Source organism: Halomonas sp. 72 (genome assembly GCF_052379785.1).
GTDB lineage: Bacteria > Pseudomonadota > Gammaproteobacteria > Pseudomonadales > Halomonadaceae > Vreelandella > Vreelandella citrativorans.
Genome location: NZ_JBQSYY010000024.1, coordinates 1 through 17,972, shown reverse-complemented (window position 1 = coordinate 17,972; position 17,972 = coordinate 1). Strand labels below are relative to the sequence as shown.

Annotated in this window: 16 protein-coding genes; 4 read left to right on the top strand and 12 right to left on the bottom strand. The window is 56.9% G+C overall.

Annotated features, from left to right (window positions below):
* Positions 1 to 208: 208 nt before the first annotated feature.
* Genes ACT3T6_RS16170 through ACT3T6_RS16145 form a run of 6 tightly spaced genes read right to left on the bottom strand, consistent with a single transcriptional unit; the run spans position 209 to position 7,352 of the window.
* Complete coding sequence (locus ACT3T6_RS16170) at positions 209 to 1,180, bottom strand: siderophore ABC transporter substrate-binding protein (RefSeq protein WP_172116955.1); 972 nt, start codon at positions 1,178 to 1,180, stop codon at positions 209 to 211.
* Positions 1,177 to 1,953, bottom strand: a complete 777-nt coding sequence (locus ACT3T6_RS16165) for an iron ABC transporter ATP-binding protein (RefSeq protein WP_087110694.1) — start codon at positions 1,951 to 1,953, stop codon at positions 1,177 to 1,179. The genes ACT3T6_RS16170 and ACT3T6_RS16165 overlap by 4 nt, the downstream gene beginning before the upstream one ends.
* Positions 1,950 to 2,897, bottom strand: coding sequence for an iron chelate uptake ABC transporter family permease subunit (locus ACT3T6_RS16160; RefSeq protein ID WP_087110697.1), 948 nt, complete (start codon positions 2,895 to 2,897; stop codon positions 1,950 to 1,952). Before ACT3T6_RS16160 ends, ACT3T6_RS16165 begins: the two co-directional genes overlap by 4 nt.
* Positions 2,897 to 3,838 (bottom strand): ABC transporter permease, encoded by a 942-nt coding sequence (locus tag ACT3T6_RS16155; protein WP_087110699.1) that lies wholly within the window; start codon positions 3,836 to 3,838, stop codon positions 2,897 to 2,899. The genes ACT3T6_RS16160 and ACT3T6_RS16155 overlap by 1 nt, the downstream gene beginning before the upstream one ends.
* Complete coding sequence (locus ACT3T6_RS16150; protein ID WP_225733845.1) at positions 3,838 to 5,598, bottom strand: ABC transporter ATP-binding protein; 1,761 nt, start codon at positions 5,596 to 5,598, stop codon at positions 3,838 to 3,840. The genes ACT3T6_RS16155 and ACT3T6_RS16150 overlap by 1 nt, the downstream gene beginning before the upstream one ends.
* A 2-nt stretch (positions 5,599 to 5,600) precedes the next feature.
* Complete coding sequence (locus ACT3T6_RS16145; RefSeq protein ID WP_287076712.1) at positions 5,601 to 7,352, bottom strand: ABC transporter ATP-binding protein; 1,752 nt, start codon at positions 7,350 to 7,352, stop codon at positions 5,601 to 5,603.
* Positions 7,353 to 7,604: 252 nt separating this feature from the next.
* Here ACT3T6_RS16145 and ACT3T6_RS16140 point away from each other — a divergent pair, with 252 nt between their 5' ends.
* Positions 7,605 to 8,222 (top strand): TetR/AcrR family transcriptional regulator, encoded by a 618-nt coding sequence (locus ACT3T6_RS16140; RefSeq protein ID WP_087110705.1) that lies wholly within the window; start codon positions 7,605 to 7,607, stop codon positions 8,220 to 8,222.
* 63 nt (positions 8,223 to 8,285) lie between these two features.
* On the opposite strand, the gene ACT3T6_RS16135 is transcribed toward ACT3T6_RS16140, so the two are convergent.
* From ACT3T6_RS16135 to ACT3T6_RS16110, 6 genes are all read right to left on the bottom strand, one after another.
* The gene (locus ACT3T6_RS16135) at positions 8,286 to 9,206 is read right to left on the bottom strand and encodes a metal ABC transporter permease (protein ID WP_087110707.1); all 921 of its coding nucleotides are present in this window, start codon (positions 9,204 to 9,206) and stop codon (positions 8,286 to 8,288) included.
* Entirely contained in the window at positions 9,203 to 10,294 is a 1,092-nt protein-coding gene (locus tag ACT3T6_RS16130) for a metal ABC transporter permease (RefSeq protein ID WP_087110709.1), read from the bottom strand. The genes ACT3T6_RS16135 and ACT3T6_RS16130 overlap by 4 nt, the downstream gene beginning before the upstream one ends.
* Before the next feature lie 3 nt (positions 10,295 to 10,297).
* Positions 10,298 to 11,080, bottom strand: a complete 783-nt coding sequence (locus ACT3T6_RS16125; protein WP_087110711.1) for a metal ABC transporter ATP-binding protein — start codon at positions 11,078 to 11,080, stop codon at positions 10,298 to 10,300.
* Positions 11,081 to 11,095: 15 nt separating this feature from the next.
* Positions 11,096 to 12,070 carry a metal ABC transporter solute-binding protein, Zn/Mn family gene (locus ACT3T6_RS16120; RefSeq protein ID WP_087110713.1) on the bottom strand — a complete coding sequence of 325 codons (975 nt, stop codon included), beginning with the start codon at positions 12,068 to 12,070 and terminating at the stop codon, positions 11,096 to 11,098.
* Positions 12,071 to 12,468: 398 nt separating this feature from the next.
* On the bottom strand, positions 12,469 to 13,857 hold the full coding sequence (locus tag ACT3T6_RS16115; RefSeq protein ID WP_287078315.1) for a PepSY-associated TM helix domain-containing protein: 1,389 nt from the start codon (positions 13,855 to 13,857) through the stop codon (positions 12,469 to 12,471).
* Between the two features lie 67 nt (positions 13,858 to 13,924).
* A complete protein-coding gene (locus ACT3T6_RS16110; RefSeq protein ID WP_087110717.1) occupies positions 13,925 to 16,096 on the bottom strand; it encodes a TonB-dependent receptor domain-containing protein in 2,172 nt (723 codons plus the stop codon).
* Between the two features lie 213 nt (positions 16,097 to 16,309).
* On the opposite strand from ACT3T6_RS16110, the gene ACT3T6_RS16105 reads away from it, so the two are divergent.
* The 3 genes from ACT3T6_RS16105 to ACT3T6_RS16095 form a co-directional block, all read left to right on the top strand.
* Positions 16,310 to 16,516 (top strand): hypothetical protein, encoded by a 207-nt coding sequence (locus ACT3T6_RS16105; RefSeq protein WP_225733841.1) that lies wholly within the window; start codon positions 16,310 to 16,312, stop codon positions 16,514 to 16,516.
* Between the two features lie 403 nt (positions 16,517 to 16,919).
* Positions 16,920 to 17,804 carry an urease accessory protein UreD gene (locus ACT3T6_RS16100; protein WP_087110721.1) on the top strand — a complete coding sequence of 295 codons (885 nt, stop codon included), beginning with the start codon at positions 16,920 to 16,922 and terminating at the stop codon, positions 17,802 to 17,804.
* A 22-nt stretch (positions 17,805 to 17,826) separates the two neighbouring features.
* The coding region (locus ACT3T6_RS16095; RefSeq protein WP_444625961.1) for an urease subunit gamma at positions 17,827 to 17,972 on the top strand (146 nt) is incomplete at its 3' end.

Below are 17,972 nucleotides of genomic sequence, written 5' to 3'. Positions count from 1 at the left end.
ACGAGCGATAAAGGGTTTGAGCAAGAGGCGCAATGTAGTGCTCTCGTCGGCTGTAGGGGACGGTGGTGGCAATGTAAGGGCATGTCGATCTCCATTTTTAAACACAGAGGAACTACACCGCTTCAATTGAGCGCCTGTTAAAAGGCGCATTGAAGCAGTCGATGAAAGCGTTTTTTTAGGTGCTTTAGTGCTTTAGTGCTATGGTCTGCTAGTGCCGGTAGCCGTCGATAATGTCATCCGCGATGATCGCCAGAGCGCTGACGCTGGCGGCGGTGACATACCAGGCTTCGGGGTCGACAAAGACCACCCGGTCATTTCGCCAGGCGTTAGTTTGGCGTAATAGGGGGTTGGCCAGGCTGTCGGTACTCATGGTGGGCCGGTGCTCCATTACGGCAGTACGATCCACGACATAGATGATGTCGGGGTCGGCCTGCTGGATGAATTCGCTAGAAACCGGCTGGCCGTGCAGGCCGGTATCGATGTCGGGAGCGGCGGGGGCAACGCCGAATTCAGTGAAGATGAAGCCGTAGCGTGACTGCACGCCAAAGGAGTGGAAGGCCCCATTATTATGCAGCAGGATAAGGGCTTTCTCAGGGCGGCCTTGGGTAACACGCCGGACCTCCTCGACGGTATGAACCAGCTCGGCTGCCCGCTGACGGGCCAATTTCTGTTTGCCAAAGATCTGCCCAAGATCCATGAGATGATCCATGACAACGTCAATGTGGTTGGTCTGACTGTTGCGGTAATCCACGTCAAAGTGCAGCGTGGGTGCGATCTGAGTCAGCTCGTTATAGTCGTTGGCCTGTAACGACGTCATAAGAATGAGGTCAGGGTTAGCGCGATGCACTCGCTCAAGGTTAGGGCGTACGATAGCGCCCAGATCTTCAATCGTCGGGTCGTCTCGATACTTCTCCAGAAAATGGGGAATAAAGTCCTTTGGCATGCCCACCACCGGAACGTCCAACTGATCCAGAAAATCGACTTCATTCATGTCTAATGCCGCTACCCGGTGTGGACGGTGATCGATCACGGTGCTTCCCAGCGCGTGGTGAATCGTGATCGGTGTTATGGCCTCCTGTGCGGACATATTGTTGGCTGAGGGCTGATCGCACCCTTGTAGCAACGCCACCAAGGCGAGTGGGAGAAGGCGTGCCAAGCGGTTGTTTAGAGATCGTTTCATTCCAGGTTTCCTGAGGGCTTGAAGTAATTACATAGATAACCGCGTTCGTTATGGGCGATGTCGAACTTCAGTCCGTAAAGCTCACTCAAGCGCCGTTCGGTGATGACGTCGGTGACGTTGCCATCGCAGTGCACTTCCCCATCCTTCATGGCGACGATGTAATCGGAGTAGTTGGCGGCAAAGTTGATGTCATGAACGACCAGGATGACCGTTCGTCCATGCTCGTCGCAGAGACGGCGAAGAGCCTGCATGATCTGAACGGCATGTTTGATATCGAGGTTATTCAGTGGCTCGTCGAGCAGCAGGTAATCGGTTTGCTGTGCAATGGTCATGGCCAGGAACGCCATCTGGCGTTGGCCGCCGCTGAGCTCGTTCAGATAAGCACCGCGTAGTGCCGTCAGCGATAGAAACGACAGGGCGTCGTCAATCACACGATGGTCGTGCCGAGTGAGTGTGCCACGGCTATAGGGAAAGCGGCCAAAGGCGACCAACTCCTCGACGGTCAGGCGTAGGTTGAACTCAGGCGTCTGGCGTAGCGTGGCCACCTGCCTGGCATACTCGCTGATGGGAATGCGCGTTACCTGGGAGCCGTCGAGTCGAATATCCCCCCGAGAGGGCTTAAGTAGTCTCGCGAGCATCATCAGAAGCGTCGTCTTACCCGCGCCGTTGGGGCCCACCAGGGACGTCAACTGACCTGATGGAAAGCAGAGATTGATCGCCGATAGCACCGAACGGTCGCCGTAGGTTTTATGAAGGTCTTGAACCGTGATCATGCTGCGCCTCGCGTACGCACCATCAGCGACAGGAAGTAAGCCCCACATACGAGGTTGACGAGGATGCCGACGGTGGTTGTGTAGTTGAAGAGATGTTCGACCAGCAGTTGGGCGAGGATGAAAAGGGCGATGGCGAGGGCACAACCCACCGGTAGCGTGACCCGATGACGGTAAGTGCCTGCAAGCGCATAGGCCGTATTGGCCACGAAAATGCCCATGAACGCCGTGGGGCCAAGCAGGCTGGTCGATACAGCCACCAGCGAGGCGATCAGAAAGAGCTGGTGTTGCACGCAGCGTCGATAATCGATGCCAAGTGACATGGCCTGCTCTCTGCCCAGCAAGAGCACATCTAGCATTGGGAGGCTTTTCAGTCCCACCAGACAAATCGCGGCCACGATCAGTGTGGCGTATAGCAGTTGTGTGGTGCTGGCGTTACCGAAAGCGGCTTGGCTGTAACCCATCAGAATGGAAAACTCGCCTGGACTCATTTTGAGCTGAACGAACTGTGTGAAAGTGGTAATGACCATTGTCAGTACCAGTCCTACCAGCAGCAGGAAATAGACATTGTCTCTGCCGTCTCTAAACAGCCATCGATGCAGCGTCCAGGAGTAGCCAAGCATCAGCAGGACCGAGAGTGCGGCGTTGCCATGCTCGCCGAGCACCATCAGACTGTGGGTGCCCAGCACCAGCATCAACAGGGCCTGAAACAGCAGATAGACGGCCTCATAGCCCATGATGGCAGGCGTTAATATCCGGTTACCGGTAAGGCTCTGAAACGTAATGGCGGACCAGGCGACACAAATGCCACCGATCACCATGGTGGCCAAGCGCTCAAGTCGTTTCGGTATCACATACTCGAAGTCGAAACCGGAGCGTACAAAGACAAAAGCGAGCGCAAGAGCGATCACGGCCGCCCAAACGGTGTGGCGAGCTTTGATAGTCATCACTGTGCCCTCCTGACAATCAGGATCAGAAACAGCACGCCTCCGACACAAGCCGACGTTAAGCCGATGGGCACTTCAAAGGGATAGATCAGCAGGCGTCCCGCAATGTCGCAGACCAGCAGCAGTGTTGCCCCCGACAGTGCTACGGCGGGTAGGGTGCGAGCCAGGTTATCGCCGTAGTAGAGCGCTACCAGATTGGGAACCACTAATCCGACAAAGGGGATGGCGCCCACCGCGATGACCGTGACCGAGACAGTAATGGCCACCAGCATCAGCCCAATGGCGGAGGTGACGAGATAGTTCACGCCTAAACTCGTCGCCATGTCTTCGCCCATGCCCAGCACCGTGAAGCGATGAGCGTAGACGTAGGCGAGCACAACGACCGGCAGGATTAGGTAGATGATTTCGTAATGGCCCTGGACGATCTTTGAAAAATCTCCCAGCAGCCAGCCCTGCATGCTTTGCAGGATGTTATGGCGGTAGGCGTAGAACTCGGCTAGGGCGCTTAGCACGCCGCCGTACATCAAACCGATGACGGGAACCAGTACCGTGTTGGTGAACTTGATGCGGCGAACGATAGCGATAAAGACAACATTCGCAGCGAAGCAGAAGAGCAGGGCTGCAAGCATTCGTGATCCAGCGCCAGCCGTAGGCATTAGAGACAGCGATACGAGAATGCCCAGTTTGGCGGCATCAAGCCCACCCGAGGTGGCGGGCTCCACGAACTTATTGCGCACGATATGCTGCAAAATCACACCGCAAATCGCGAGGCCCACTCCGGTCAAGGACACCGTGATCAGGCGCGGCAGTCGGCTGGCCGTCAACGTCAACCAAGCATCATCTGACAGGGTGATAAGTTGGTACCCGCTTATCTGCCGCGCGCCTGTCAGTAATGACATCCCGCACAGCAATACAAACAGGAGAGGCAGATACACGCGCATCACTGTGAGGTTTCTCCCGTTTTATCCGGGGTGATGCGCCACCCTTTGGTGGTTTGGCGTTGGTCAAGAAACGTGGCGTATCGCCCCTGCTGAGCGAGCAGTTCATCGGGCGCGCCTTGCTCAATGATGCGTCCGTCATCTAGCACGATGATCTGATCAGCCATGCTCACCGTAGAGAGTTGGTGGGCGATCACCAATAGCGTACGTTGGCCTCTCAGTCGCACCAGCGCCTGGGTAATGATGGCTTGATTTTCCGCATCCAGTGCGGCAGTCGCTTCATCCACCAGCAGAATGGGCGCATTCTTAATGAGTGCTCGGGCGATGGCGATACGCTGCCGTTCGCCGCCGGAAAGGCGGGCGCCTCCCTCGCCCACTGGTGTGTCCAATCCTTGGGGCAGGCGTTCGACGATCTCGATGACACCGGCCAGACGCACGGCGTCCATCAGGTCGGCATCGCTGGCGTCGGGATGGCCAAAGCGAATATTGTCAGCAATGCTGCCGGCAAACAGGTAGCTCTCCTGGAAGATCTGGCTGACGTGATCCGCCAGCTGGGTACTAGACATATCGCGGACGTCCACGCCGCCGACGAGCACACTACCGTGATCTGCATCGAAAAATCTCGCGACCAGGCGCGCCAGAGTGGTCTTGCCTGAACCTGACTCACCGATCAATGCGGTCATGCTACCGGGCGTGATAGATAGGCTAACCCCGTTGAGCACGTCGGGCTCATGCGGCGCATAGCGAAAGCGGACGGCTCTCAATTCGATGGAGGCATCGCGCGGTGGCTGAGGGACCGTTGGCTCGGTTAGGGGGGCAGCGTCGAAAATCGCCTGGATCTCTTCGAGTTGCCCCCTTGCACTACGCAAAATGTCGCTGTGTTGAGCGATGTCCAGCAGCGGTTCGACGAACCGGCTTACCAGTACCAGCGCAATGATGACGCTTATAATGCTCGCTGCCGTCAGTGATCCTTCCAAAAGCGTATTGATCCACAGGGTTGTGACGATCAGCAGCACGGCAAAGACTGTCTGCACTGCCCAGGCATTGAGCAGCGCCGAAAGTGCCGATAGGCAAGCCAGCCTTGTTCCCGAGCGGTGCTGTTGTTCCATGGCCTGTTCTAAGAAGCGTGTGCTGTGGTTGTTCCCACTAAAGGCGCGTAAGACTGTCTGGGCACTGGCGAACTCGACCATGCGCTGACTGGTATCAGAAAAGTGTTGCTGGAAGGCCCTGTCGGCATGCTGGGCAAGCTTGGCGGTGAGTAATAAAACCCCCAAAAGTAGCGGCAGCGCGACCAGCGCCGCAATGCCCAGCGGTGCATGCAACACCAATAGCGCGGCAAGGAGAACGATAGGCGTGACAAGCCCGCTGATCACCGGTGTAAAGACGTGAGCAGGAAGCTGGGCCACCGCCATCATACCCTGCGTGGTTACATGGCTAAGGCGCGCGGTATTTGTCGCGGTAAACCAGCCAACCGGCAGATGGATCACGTGTTCGCCAAGGCGATGGCGGCCCGACTGCAAGATGGCGACGCCGACACGGACGCCTGCCTGCTCCACGTGCCATCGCACTCCCCAACAGATTAGGATGCCGAAAAGCAGCACTACTAGCCATGTGGTGGCCACACTGAGTTGGCCAATCAGGAGGTAATAGAGAAGAGGGATAAGGGCCAAGATGGTCAGACCGCTTAGCACACCATAGACAGTGACCAGACCGAGATAGCGACGCAAGAGCGCGGTGTCTTCGCCAAGCAGTTGATTGAGCATTTTCAGCACGCTGCCACCTTCGATTCCAGTGAGTTTGTTTTCTCTTCCAGTGCCCAAAGGCGAGCATAAAGGTCATTGCTGGCCAGTAGCTGGTCGTGATTGCCTTGCTCAGCAACCGTGCCGCCATCGAGTACCAGAATATGGTCGGCGTGGATGATCGACTTTAGGTGATGCGAAATAATCACAAGCGTCCGCCCCCGGGTTAAACGCGACAGAGCCTGCTGGATGGCCAGCTCATTGCTGGCGTCAACCGCTGCTGTCGGCTCGTCCAGCACCAATAGAGGCGGATCAAGTAACATGGCGCGGGCAATACTGACGCGCTGTTGCTCGCCACCTGACAGTTGAATATCCTCGCCAACCATCGATCGATAGCCGTTAGGGAGTGCGGCGATACGTTCGTGAATATTCGCCGCGCGAGCGGCATCCTCGATTTCCTGTTGGCTGGCCGAAGGGCGGCCCAACGCAATGTTGTCTCGAATGCTGGCATGGATCAGACGCACGTCCTGCAGAACAAAACCAATCCGCTGGTAGAGCGTTGACATCTCAAGATGGCGCAGATCCACCCCGCCTAACGTAATGCGCCCATGGGTGGGGTCAAAAAAGCGCAGCATCAGGCGTGCCAGGGTGGATTTGCCTGCCCCCGAAGGGCCAACAATCGCCGTAACGCTGCCAGGTGCAAGAGTAAAGTGCAGGTTCGATAGCCCGTTTTGGGCATTGTTATAGACGTAACTGACATTTTCAAAGCGAACTTCATGATCGTTGGGGAGCTGGCACTCACTGGAGGGGATTGATGGCAATACCGGCGTTTCAAGCAGTGCCATGACGCGTTGGGCGGCGCCAACGGCACTGCCTAAGTCGTGCAGCAAGGTATGCAGCAGCAGTAACGGAGCACAGATACCGGGGGCTACTAGAATGAATGGCAACAGATCGACCGGTTCTGACCAGCCGTTGGCGACGCAAAATATGCCAACCGTGAGCGCCAGTCCCAATATCGTCACCGTTGTCACCATCGCATGAACATGTGCCATAGAAGCGACCAGAGGGCGGGTAAATTGCTCAAATGCATGGGCAAAGCTATCCACTGCTGCTTGGTAGCCACGATAGGCTTGTCCGGTCGTACCGAAGGCCTTGACGACGGGAATGCCGCAGACAAATTCATTAATGGCGTTATTCATGCGCTCAAGCTGGGCAATAAACTCACCCATATTGGCTTTGCTGGCTTGCATGAGTCGGCGCAGGAAAAGAAAGAAACCGGGAAGAGGCAGTAACGTAATAACGGCGATTTTCCAATCCAGCATGATCAGGTAGACCACCGAGATCAGTAAGGCGCCAAACGCGCGTCCTACCGCCGTGTAAAAGTGCGCGGTCAGGCTGTGCAGCGTCGCAATATCGTCTTGCATCGCCTGTTTTACGTCGCCGGATGCGCGGCTGGTAAACCAGCCAAGCGGTGCTTGGGACAAGCGTCGCATAACAGCCAAGCGTAGCTGGTAGGTGAGTTTGTTATCCGCCAGGTGCGCTACCAGCTCGCCGAGAAACATGCACCCCATGCCGACAAAGAGGCTCACGATGCTGGCTGCTACCACCCAGCCGATTTCACGCATGCTGGCGGTTGATAACTCCCAGGCGGCGCCTGGATCAGACACAAGAATCTTGGCGATATGTGCCATACCGGCAAGCGGCACCATCGTTAATATCGTGCCGATGCCCGCCAGCATTGCCGCGGCAAAAAGCCGTGTGCGTATAGGGGCCAACACTTGGCTGATGGGGCTCTTACCTTGGGATCTCGATGTATCGTGCGTGCTCATGAAGCGTTATGACTCGGCCATAGGGGATTATCGAACCTTCATAGCAGTAGTTTGTAACGAGAATTAGTCGCGTTTAAATAGGCTAATAGATAATTAGTTTCATGGCAATAAACTAATTAATATAATTGCATGCCAATCAACTAATTGACCCTAAAGTGAGTGAGTGGCTAGATAAGGAACGTCAGCGATTAAGGATGCAATATGACCACGCAACAGCCAGTTAAAGCACGCGGGCGGCCGCCTACCATCACGCTTGAGCGTATTGCGAATGCGGGTATCGAAATCGGCCTACCCAACATCACCTTTGTCGGGGTGGCCAGCGCGCTAGGCATCAGCCATATGGCGCTTTATAAGCATGTGCCCAATTTAAAGGCGCTGAAATGCTTAGTGGCCGAAGAAATATTTCAACGTTGGAATATTCCACGAGCTTCCAATGATGCGCCCGGGGAATTGAAAGAGTATCTATCCACTTTTGCCGCATCGATAAGCGAGTTTGTCAAAGCTCACCCAGGATTAACGCCCTATGTGATCCGTCGCTTGGCTGCCACTCAGCCCATGATTGAAAAAATTCGTGCACATCAAAACCATATTGCTGAGGTTTATGATATCTCCCAGGAGCAAGCTCGCTGGCTTCTGGCGACTATAGCTTTTCAATGCTTTTCCGTCGCCGATACGATTTATTCGGTAGTGGGGAAAGAGCCTGTCGAGGGGGCGAGCCGCGGCCTGGAGGAGGCCGAAATGGAGGCGGAATTAGAGGAAGGTATGCGAGCGCTTATTACTGGTGCGCTAGTAATACTGAACGAGCGCTCACGTGGATAGGGCCTTTATAAAAGCGTGCGTCTTCGTCGTTGCAAGTGGCGCCCTGGTCTGGCGTTTAGCCTTTCAAAACAATGAAGGCGGCTCCATCGGCGCCTGCCGCGCCCGGCGGCGCTTCAGCATTTGGGTAATCAGCCCGTAGCGCGGCCCGCCCAAAAAGGCCAGTATCAGAAATACGCCGGTCATTACCGCCATCATGCCACCGATGGAGACGTTGAAATGCACCGCGAGGAAATAGCCGGAAATGCTCGAGGCGATCGAGATCAGCGCGCCGAAAATGAACATCATCCACAGGCGGTCAGTCAGCAAATAGGCGGCGGAGGCGGGAACAATGGCAAAGGCGATGAACAGCACCGCCCCCACGGCGTCGAAGGCCGCCACGGCGGTGGAGCTGGTCAGCATCAAAAGTACATAGAACAGGATCGTCGGCATGAAGCCAAAGGTTTTGGCCAGCGCGGGATCGAAGGTGGCGAGCTTCAGCTCTTTATAGAAGAGCCCGATAAACGCGTAGTTGAGCAGCGTCATTACGCTCATCGAGACCAGCGCCTGGGGAATCGGCAGGCCGAAAAGCTCGACGGTATCCAGCCAGACAAACCCGATTTCACCCAACAGCACGGTGTGGGTGTCGATATGCACGTCGTGGGCGTAGATATTGAGTAGTAACACGCCAATGGAGAAGAGTGCTGGGAACACCAGTCCGATGGCGGCGTCCTGCTTCACCCGCTTGGTATTGGCCAGCGCCTCGGTGAGAAATACTGTCAAAAGCCCGGTCAGCGCGGCGCCGATGAGCTGCACCGGCCCGCTCTGCTGCTTGGTCAGTATCCAGACGATCACGATGCCGAACACGATCGAATGGCTGATGGCATCCGACAGCATGCTGTTGCCGCGCAGCACCAAAAACGTGCCCACCGCTGATGAGGCGATACCCACCATGGCGCCGACCAGAATGATGGGAAGCGCGGTACTGTTGAGAAGCTCTGCGATCATGGCGCGACCTCCTCGAACGTGGCGACCACCTGGCGCGCTTTTGCCTGCCCTGTTGTCGTCAGCCCCCAGTCCGCTTCACCTTGTGAGCGGGTCAGGTAGCCTTGGCGTTTTAACAGGGCAAGGGTGAGCCGTGCGCTCAGCGATAAACGCCGTGATGCAGGCCGGGCCGGGTGTTTATATAGCGTGTAGAGAAGCTGGCGTTTTTGAAGCTCGGCTTTCTGGAGGTAGTGTTTCATGATGCCCCATAAAAGCCCGCGCCCTGGCGCCAGCGCCAGCGACAGCAGCACGATGGCCGTGGCGGTTAGTACGATCAGCGGGCCGGTAGCAAGCCCGCGCGACAGCGTGCTGATCGTCGCGCCGGAGACTCCGCTGACGATACCCACGCCCGCCGCGATGGCAAGCATGGTGCCCAGGTGGCGGCTCCACTGGCGCGCGGCCGCCGCCGGGGCAACGATCATCGCCGCCATCAAAATGACGCCGACCATCTGCAAGCCGACCACCACCGCCAGTGCGACCATGGCGGTCAGTGTCGCCTCGATGGCCGTGGCGGGCATGCCAAGCGTTCGGGCGTACTCGGCGTCGAACGTGACCAGCTTGGCCTGCTTCCAGAAGGCGGCGAGCAGCGAAAGCGTTACCAGCGTCACGCCACCCATCACCCACAGATCCGAGCGCAGCGTGGCGGCGGCCTGGCCGAATAAAAAGGCCTCAAGCCCGCCCTGGGCGGCGTTGCTGGTGCCTTGAATGTAGGTGAGCAGCACGATACCAACGGCAAAGAAGAGGCTCAGGCAAACGCCTAGCCCCGCATCGGTTTTCAGGCGGCTTTTGCGGGTGAGCAGCAGCATGATCAGCGCGGCAAGAGAGCCGGTAGCAAGCGAGCCGATCATGATGCCGCCAATATCGCGGCTGCCGGTAATGATGAAGCTCAGGCATATTCCCGGAAGAGCCGCGTGGGAGATGGCGTCGCCCAGCAGGCTTTGACGGCGCAGCACCGCAAAGCAGCCCAAGGGGCCGCTGATCAGGCCCAGAAGCGAGGCGCCGATCACCACGTTTTGAAAGGTATAATCCGATAGAAGTTCGAGCCACTGCATGGGTCAGGTCACTTTTGAGGCGGGAAACGTTAATGACTCGTGGTCACCCAGCAGCGCGATCTGGCCGCCGTAGGCCTGGCGGAGGTTGTCGATCTTGAAAACGTCTTTGGCGTCGCCACTGGCAATCACGCGCACGTTCAGTAGCAATAGCCAGTCGAAGTAGGTACCGACAGTTTGCAGATCGTGGTGGACGACGATAAGCGTCTTTCCCGCATCACGCAGGCGGCGCAGTATATCGATGATCGCCCGTTCGGTGGTGGCATCGACCCCGGCCATGGGTTCGTCCAGAAAGTAAACGTCGGCCTGTTGCACCAGTGCGCGGGCCAGAAACACGCGTTGTTGCTGGCCGCCGGAAAGCTGGCTGATCTGGCGGTGGGCAAGCTCGCTCATGCTGACCATGTCGAGCGCGTCCATCGCCTCTTTACGTTCTCGGCGCCCGGGGCGCTTGAACCAGCCAAGGCGCCCGTAAAGGCCCATGGTCACCACATCGAGCGCGGTGGTGGGAAAGTCCCAATCCACGCTCGAGCGCTGGGGCACGTAGCCCACTCGCTTGCGCTGGGCGGCATAAGGCTTGCCGTGCACCAGCACCTCGCCGGAAAGCGATGGCACCAGCCCTAAAAGGCTTTTGATCAGCGTGCTTTTGCCTGCGCCGTTGGGGCCGACAATTCCCGCCATCACGCCCGCCGGGATATCGAGATTGATATCCCAAAGCACGGGCTGGTTGTGATAGCTCACGGTCAAATTGTTGATGCTGAGAGCGGGCTCGGCACTTGCAGATGTTACCATCGAGAGTATGCCCTTTTATCCCTGTTGGTCGAGCTGCCACTCGCTTGCCCAGTCGTTGAGCTCATCGGGCAGTGGGGAAAGTGTGCCGCCGAGTGCGTTAACGATATGCTGGGTATTACGGTAGATCATACCCATATAGGTGCCGTCGACGGTACCGTCATCGCCCATGGCGTCGGAATAAAGCTCGCCGCCAACCACAACGTCATGGCCACGCTGCTTGGCCGCGTCGATCACCGCCTGGACGGTGCGCGGATTGATGGTGCTTTCAACGAACACCGCCGGTACGTCGCGCTCTACCACACTCGTCGCCATGTTGCGGATATCGGCAATGCCGGTTTCGGTTTCGGTGCTGATGCCTTGAATACCTTCAACGTCGATATCGTAGGCGCGCCCATAGTAGCTAAACGCATCGTGGGCGGTCACCAGCACGCGCTGACTCTCGGGAATGGTCGCGATACTCTCCTTGACCCACTTGTGGAGCGCCAACAGTTCGGTCTGGTATCGTTCGGTGTTGGCCTCAATAGTATCCGCGCAGTCGGGGCGCGCTTCAATAAAGGTATCGCTTAGCGTCGGCAGCGTTTGCGCCCAAAGCGAAACATCCATCCACAGGTGCGGATCGATGCCGTAGATATCCTGCGCGGTAATCAGCGATGAAGGGTCGATCGAAGAGGGCGCGACAGCAAGCGTCGGGGTGCGCGAAGAGAAATTTTCCAGCACCGAACCCAGCTGGCCTTCCAGGGCGTAGCCCGAGTAAAGAATCTGTTCGGCGCCGCGCAACAGCGAAACATCGCTGGCGCTGGCCTGGAAAAGATGCGGGTCGATCCCGGGGCCCATCATGGCCTGGACGCTAACGCATTCGCCGCCTACCTCCTGTGCCACATCGGCAATCATGCCAATGGTTGCCACCACGTTGAGGGGCGTTTCATCAGCCGCTGCCAAGGTACTGAAAGGCAGCATTCCCAATAGAATCACAGCATGTTTTGTTGCCATTATTAAGCTCCAGACTCGACATGAGGTAGATAGTAGACGAAGCAGTGTTACTCCGTGTAATCATTTTGCGCTGTGGAAACAAGTATAGCCTCGGCTAAGTTTGTGGCGCAAATAATTTAATGTCAAGCGGATAAACGTGCTGAGGTAGACTGAAATAGGCATGAGTTTATGAGGCAATAAGCGCAAATGCGCTATTAATGTATCGCTTTAGTTGGCCAAGGCATCAACGGGTCTTGCGCTGGCATCGTTCGATACTTGAAGGCATACCGATAGTGGCTATTCTGTGGCGCGTGTGAGTAGCGGGAAAGATAGAGCGAGAGGCGTAAATTGAGATTTAGATAAACCTGAGCTTCTGGCCCCAAGGGGGCCAGAAAGAGGGAGTGATAGAAACTGAGGTGTTACCTTGGCTGGTTAACCAGCCTCCGCTCCTGGAGCGGGCGCACAATCAGCCAATCAAGCAGCAGCATGACGATCAACGACGCGCCTACCAGCGGGAAAATCAATCCGCCTATCGCCAGAATGGCAATCAGACCCCGGAAAACGCGTTTGTCTGCCGGTAGTGGCGGTACGCCCATTGCGCGTGAGGGGCGGCGCTTCCACCACATTACTGCGGCCGATACCGCCAGCAGGATAATCGCCACGCACACGGTCAAAAAGAGCAGTTGGTTGGCCAGACCAAACTGCTGGCCCATATGCACGTTGATACCAAATTCCAACCAGCGACCCAGGGGCCCGTAATCGGAGTAGCTCATGTCGATCAAGCGCTCGCCGCTGTACTGATCAAGATGCACCACGCGCTGTTGGCTAAGGTCATTAGGATAGACTGATCCGGTGTACACGCCGGTCTCTGTGGTGGGCAGGCTGACCGCATAGCCATGATGCAATCCCAGCTCATCGAAGATGGCGACAGCGCCGTCAAGGCCAATGCTCGTTGCCTGGCCTGGTCCCTGTGTGGATTCTGGAATTTGTGCCTGTTCGAGTGACCAGTTTGTCGGGCTTTGCGCGTTTAAACGCGCTTCCGACATGGGCACTTCAACGCGCACACCAGAGGGGTAGCCGAAATTGTTACCGTTAGCCCACTGATTAACCTGCGCGCCCCACACGCCCGACCAAGGCATTCCGGTGATCGCCAGAAAGACGATAAACCCACCGACAAAAATACCCAGCACGGCATGCAGATCACGCCAGAACACGCGGCTTTTTGGCTTGCCGCGCACGCTAATCACGCCGCCTTTGCCTTTACGCCGTGGCCACCAGAGGTAAATGCCGGTGAGCACTAGCAGGGTTGCCCAGCCGCCGGCTATTTCAATCAGTTTGCGCGCTGTAGGTCCAAAGTATTTCAAACTGTGCAGATAGCGAACGGTCCACATCACCGTGCCGCGGTCATCCAGCGCCCCCAGCACATTGGCAGTATACGGATTGACGTAAACGGCTAACCGCTCGCCCGAGGCAGTATTCACTGTGATCTCCGCCGAGCTTTTCGGCGTGGCGGGGTCGGTGAATTTTACGGCAGTGCCAGGGTGAGCCGTAAGGGCTGCGCTTACCAGCGTAGAGGGAGGGAGCGTCGCCTCTTGAACGGCTACGCGCTTCACATCAGCGTGTATGAGTGCATCCAGTTCGTCCTTGAAAAGATAAAGGCCCCCAGTAATTGCCAGGGTGATCATGAACGGCAGAACCAAAAGGCCGGCGTAAAAGTGCCAGCGCCAAACGGCGCGATACAGGTCGAAGGTCTTGCGTTTACCTTCTTGTGGGGGTGACGTGGTCGATATGAAGTCTCTCCAGACCACCAGGCATCTAGCCTGGTGGTTTTAAGCGGTAAGGGTAAACAGGTGCTCTACTGAGCACCTGAATGAATCAGAAGCTGAAGTCGGCCCGTGCCCACACCATGCGGCCAGGCTCATTAATGCCGCGATCCAAATCAGCGGGATAGCCAAAGGCTGCATTACCCGCCAGATTCAAGTGTTCGGTGTAGGTGGTATCGAAAACGTTATCCACCCCCACACTTAGCGTTAGGTGGTTGCTTGCTTGATAGGCACCGTTAAGCGAGAACACCCCGAAGCCTGACGACGATTCCAGATCCTGGCCGACGACATTGCCTTTTTCGAGCGCAATACGGTTTTGTGCCGCAACACCACGCCATAGGCCACCCACAGAGTAGTCATCGTGTGCATAGGTCAGGCCGACCTTGGCTTCCAGCGGTGGGATCTGTGGTAATGCCTCATCGTCGTTGGCATTTCGCCCCCAGGCATAGGCCAGCGAGGCATTGCTTACCCAGTTGTCGGTTAGTTGATAGCTAGCGCCCACTTCGGCACCCGCAATCTGAGCATCAATGTTATCGATCTGAGTACCGCCCATGCCCGCGGTGTTGTAATCAAACAAGATGAAATCGTTAACGTATCCTGCATACCCGGACACCCATGCGCTTAAGCGCTGGTCGTTATACTGCGCGCCTATATCCAACTGGGTGGTTTTTTCGGGTTGAACACCGTCAAAGGCATTCAAACTACCGGCCGGGCCTGCCTGACTAGAGCTCAATTCCCAGTAATCGGGAAAGCGCTCCACATGCCCGACCCCGGCATACCAGGTGACCGGTGCTGAGGCTAAATCCTGCTCATAGCGGATAAAAGCGCTGGGCAGAGTGTCGCGGCGGGTGAGGCCTGTGGTAGCTGTGTCCAGGCTTTCGTCACTGACGCGGTAGCGGTCTACGCGGGCGCCGCCAATAAGACGGTCACGTTCATCGATAAAACGGGTGACTTCGCTGAAGGCGCCAAACTGGGTCTGCTCGTAGTCGGGCTGCCAGTGTTCGCCATCCAGATTGCGATGTACCTGATGCTCGACATCGACACCGGCCGTCCACGTGGTGTTTTCCCACTCCCACGTTGATGCGACGCGCGCGCTGCGGGTGCGACGGTCTAGCCGCATGGCCATGCCGTCACTCATGTCCATACCGCCATCCATATCCATGCCGCTGCCCATGTCCATGCCGCCGCCCATGTCCATGCCACCACCCATGTCCATGCCGCTGCCCATGTCCATGCCACCACCCATGTCCATGCTGCCCGGTGAGCGCAGCGTGAAGTTATCCATAATATGGTCGGCATAGGCATAGTTGGCCTGCATTTCCAGACGTTTCCAGTGTTCACCTAAATTCTCGCGCTGAAAACGGATGCCCACGGTTTCGCGCAGAAATTTGCTGCCATCCATACCTCGCCCGGCATAGCGCGCTTCGCCGTTTCCTCGGCCTGCGGTGACTTCAAGCCAGGTATCGTTGTCGGGTGTCCATCCAAGCGCTATGTCACCGTTCCACTTATCCCATAACGAGGGCACGGCGTTGCCATCGCCATCCTGATAGTCATTAGCTTCGGATTGATTGCCGGTAATGCGCAGGTAGCCGTCTTTATTGCCTAAAGCGGCATCAATGCGGCGATCAAAGCGCCCATAGGTACCCAGCATGACGCTGCCATCCACTCGCACACCGGCTTCATCGAACTCCTCCGGGCCGCGGTCAAAGCGCACCGTTGCCGCTGAAGCGCCGGGGCCCCACAGAACGGACTGCGGCCCTTTGGTGACGGTGAGGCTGTCGTAATTTTCAGGTGAGATATAAGACGTAGGCGCATCCATTCTTGCCGGGCAGGCGCCTAGCATTTGGCTGCCATTGGTCAGCACGCGAAGACGTGAGCCAAACATGCCACGGAACACCGGATCACCGTTGGTGCCACCGTTACGAATGGCAGAGAACCCGGGGATGGTCTGAAGGTAGTCGGCGCCGTCGCTGGCAGGGGCCGGTTGCCGCGGTATACGCGGGTCGGTTTCCACCGTGAGCGGTGAGCTTAGCGGTACAGCGGTCACGACCATCGTGTTTAACGCATGATGATGCTCGTGGTGAGCGGCAGGCGCCTGTGCCCATACGCCTTGAGCAACAACGCTCGATGCGGCAGCGACGCTTAATGTCAGTACGTGTCGTTGAAAACGGTTTTTTAAGCGGGCAGGCGTAACGACGCCATGCCCAATAGTTAGATGCGGCATGATGATCCCTTTTTTTGGTGTAGACAGCCGCCAGCCAGAAGCAAACTTCAGGCTAAAAAGGCTGACGATGTGGCGTTATACGATCCGAAAAAAGGGCGGGGCGCGCGTTAGCGCGTGGGGGTAGTTATCACAGGACTTTATAGCCTGTGTCGGTTGCGTCAGCAGCTGGTCATGCGTAATAAACGCTTGCAAGCTGATCGGAGGGAGAGAGGTATGCGCCGTTGGAAACTGTTGCCAGATGGCACAGTAACCACATTGGTGGAACCAGTTGAATATCGGTTCTACTTCTTCAGCATGGCCCGCATGATGATGGTGGCTTGCTTGAGGGGCAGTATGTTGATGATGACCGCCGCCTTGATGGCTAGAGTGATGACTAGCTTCGTGATGCGCGTGATGTTGCCCATCGGACTGATACTGTGAAATCAGCGGCCCAACTAACAGCAGCTGCATCGCCACAAACGCCATACAAAGCGCAATGCGATACCAGAGCTTGTTTGCTGAGCATTGTAACTGCACGAAGCCATCTACCTTGGTGGGCAACAGACAAGCTGTTGACGGAGGATGGCCCAATAGTATCGGAAAGTTCCCAAATAAGAAGTGTTGGGCGTGTGGTCTTTTGCCACACAAGGGGCGGTTAACTACTTGTTATTTTTGGTGCGGCCGACCCTTTTAATGATCTTTTTTGGTGCAAAAAGCCGTTAGTGCTGATGGGTTATGACGGCTAAAACTTTGCAGCGATAGTAAAAGTCCACTTTTCCCCATTTTGGCGCATTCCTTGCATTTGAAAGGCTATGACCTATTCAAAAGGATGCGACTGTCTTCCATGACCTTGCGCGAACTCGCCCCACCGCTTGCGGGCTCCGGCCACCGCTTTGACCAGGAACGCCACTGGGCGGCCTCACTGGCGCTGCGTTTTGCCAAGCGCGATGGCGCCACGCGGTTAATCCAGGCACGCCACCAAGGGCCACTTCGGGTCCAGCGGCCGTTTTATCCTGAAGGCAGCCAGGAGGCGTGCCATATCTACGTACTGCACCCACCCGGCGGATTGGTCAGCGGCGACGCGCTCACCATCAAGGCTCACGTCGAGCAGGGCGCACATGCCCTGTTGACCACCCCGGCGGCGAATAAGCTTTATAAGGCCGATAGCCAAGGCGTGGCCTGGAGCCAGCGCACTGAACTTGAGGTCGCCGATGGCGCAACGCTTGAGTGGCTACCTCAGGAAACCATTGCCTTTGATGGCTCTAAAGGCGAACAGCGTACCCATATTGATCTTCACGGCAGTGCTCGCTGTTTAGGCTGGGAAGTCATGGCCTTGGGCCGCCCGGCGAGCGAGTTGCCATACTTATCAGGACGCATTGAGCAGTATTTTCGTTTGACGCTGGATGGCAAGCCGCTGTGGCTAGAACGCCAGCCGTTAGACCCGTTACACCCGCGCTTTATGGGGCGCTGGGGGCAGGGCGGCGCTACGGTGCAGGCCACGCTTTGGGCGGTGGGAATGAGTGATGCGCCAGCGGCGATTGAGGAGCTGCGTAATGCCCTGCCGGATAACCCACGCTGGGCGGTAACGGTGCGCCAGGACGTTTTATTGCTGCGCTATCTGGGTGACTCACGAAATGAAGCCTGGGCGCTGTGCGAACAGGCCTGGCAATTGCTGCGCCCGCGCTGGATTGAGCGCGAGGCCCATATTCCACGTATTTGGTTAACTTAATCGATTCTGATGGAGGCGCCCTATGGAATTAACCCCAAGAGATAAAGACAAGCTGCTGCTGTTTTCCGCCGCCCAGCTTGCCGAGCGGCGCAAAGCGCGAGGGTTGAAGCTTAGGCTTTGTACGAAAAGTTGGCTCGCAAGCAACGCTCTATGCAGGCTACGCATACC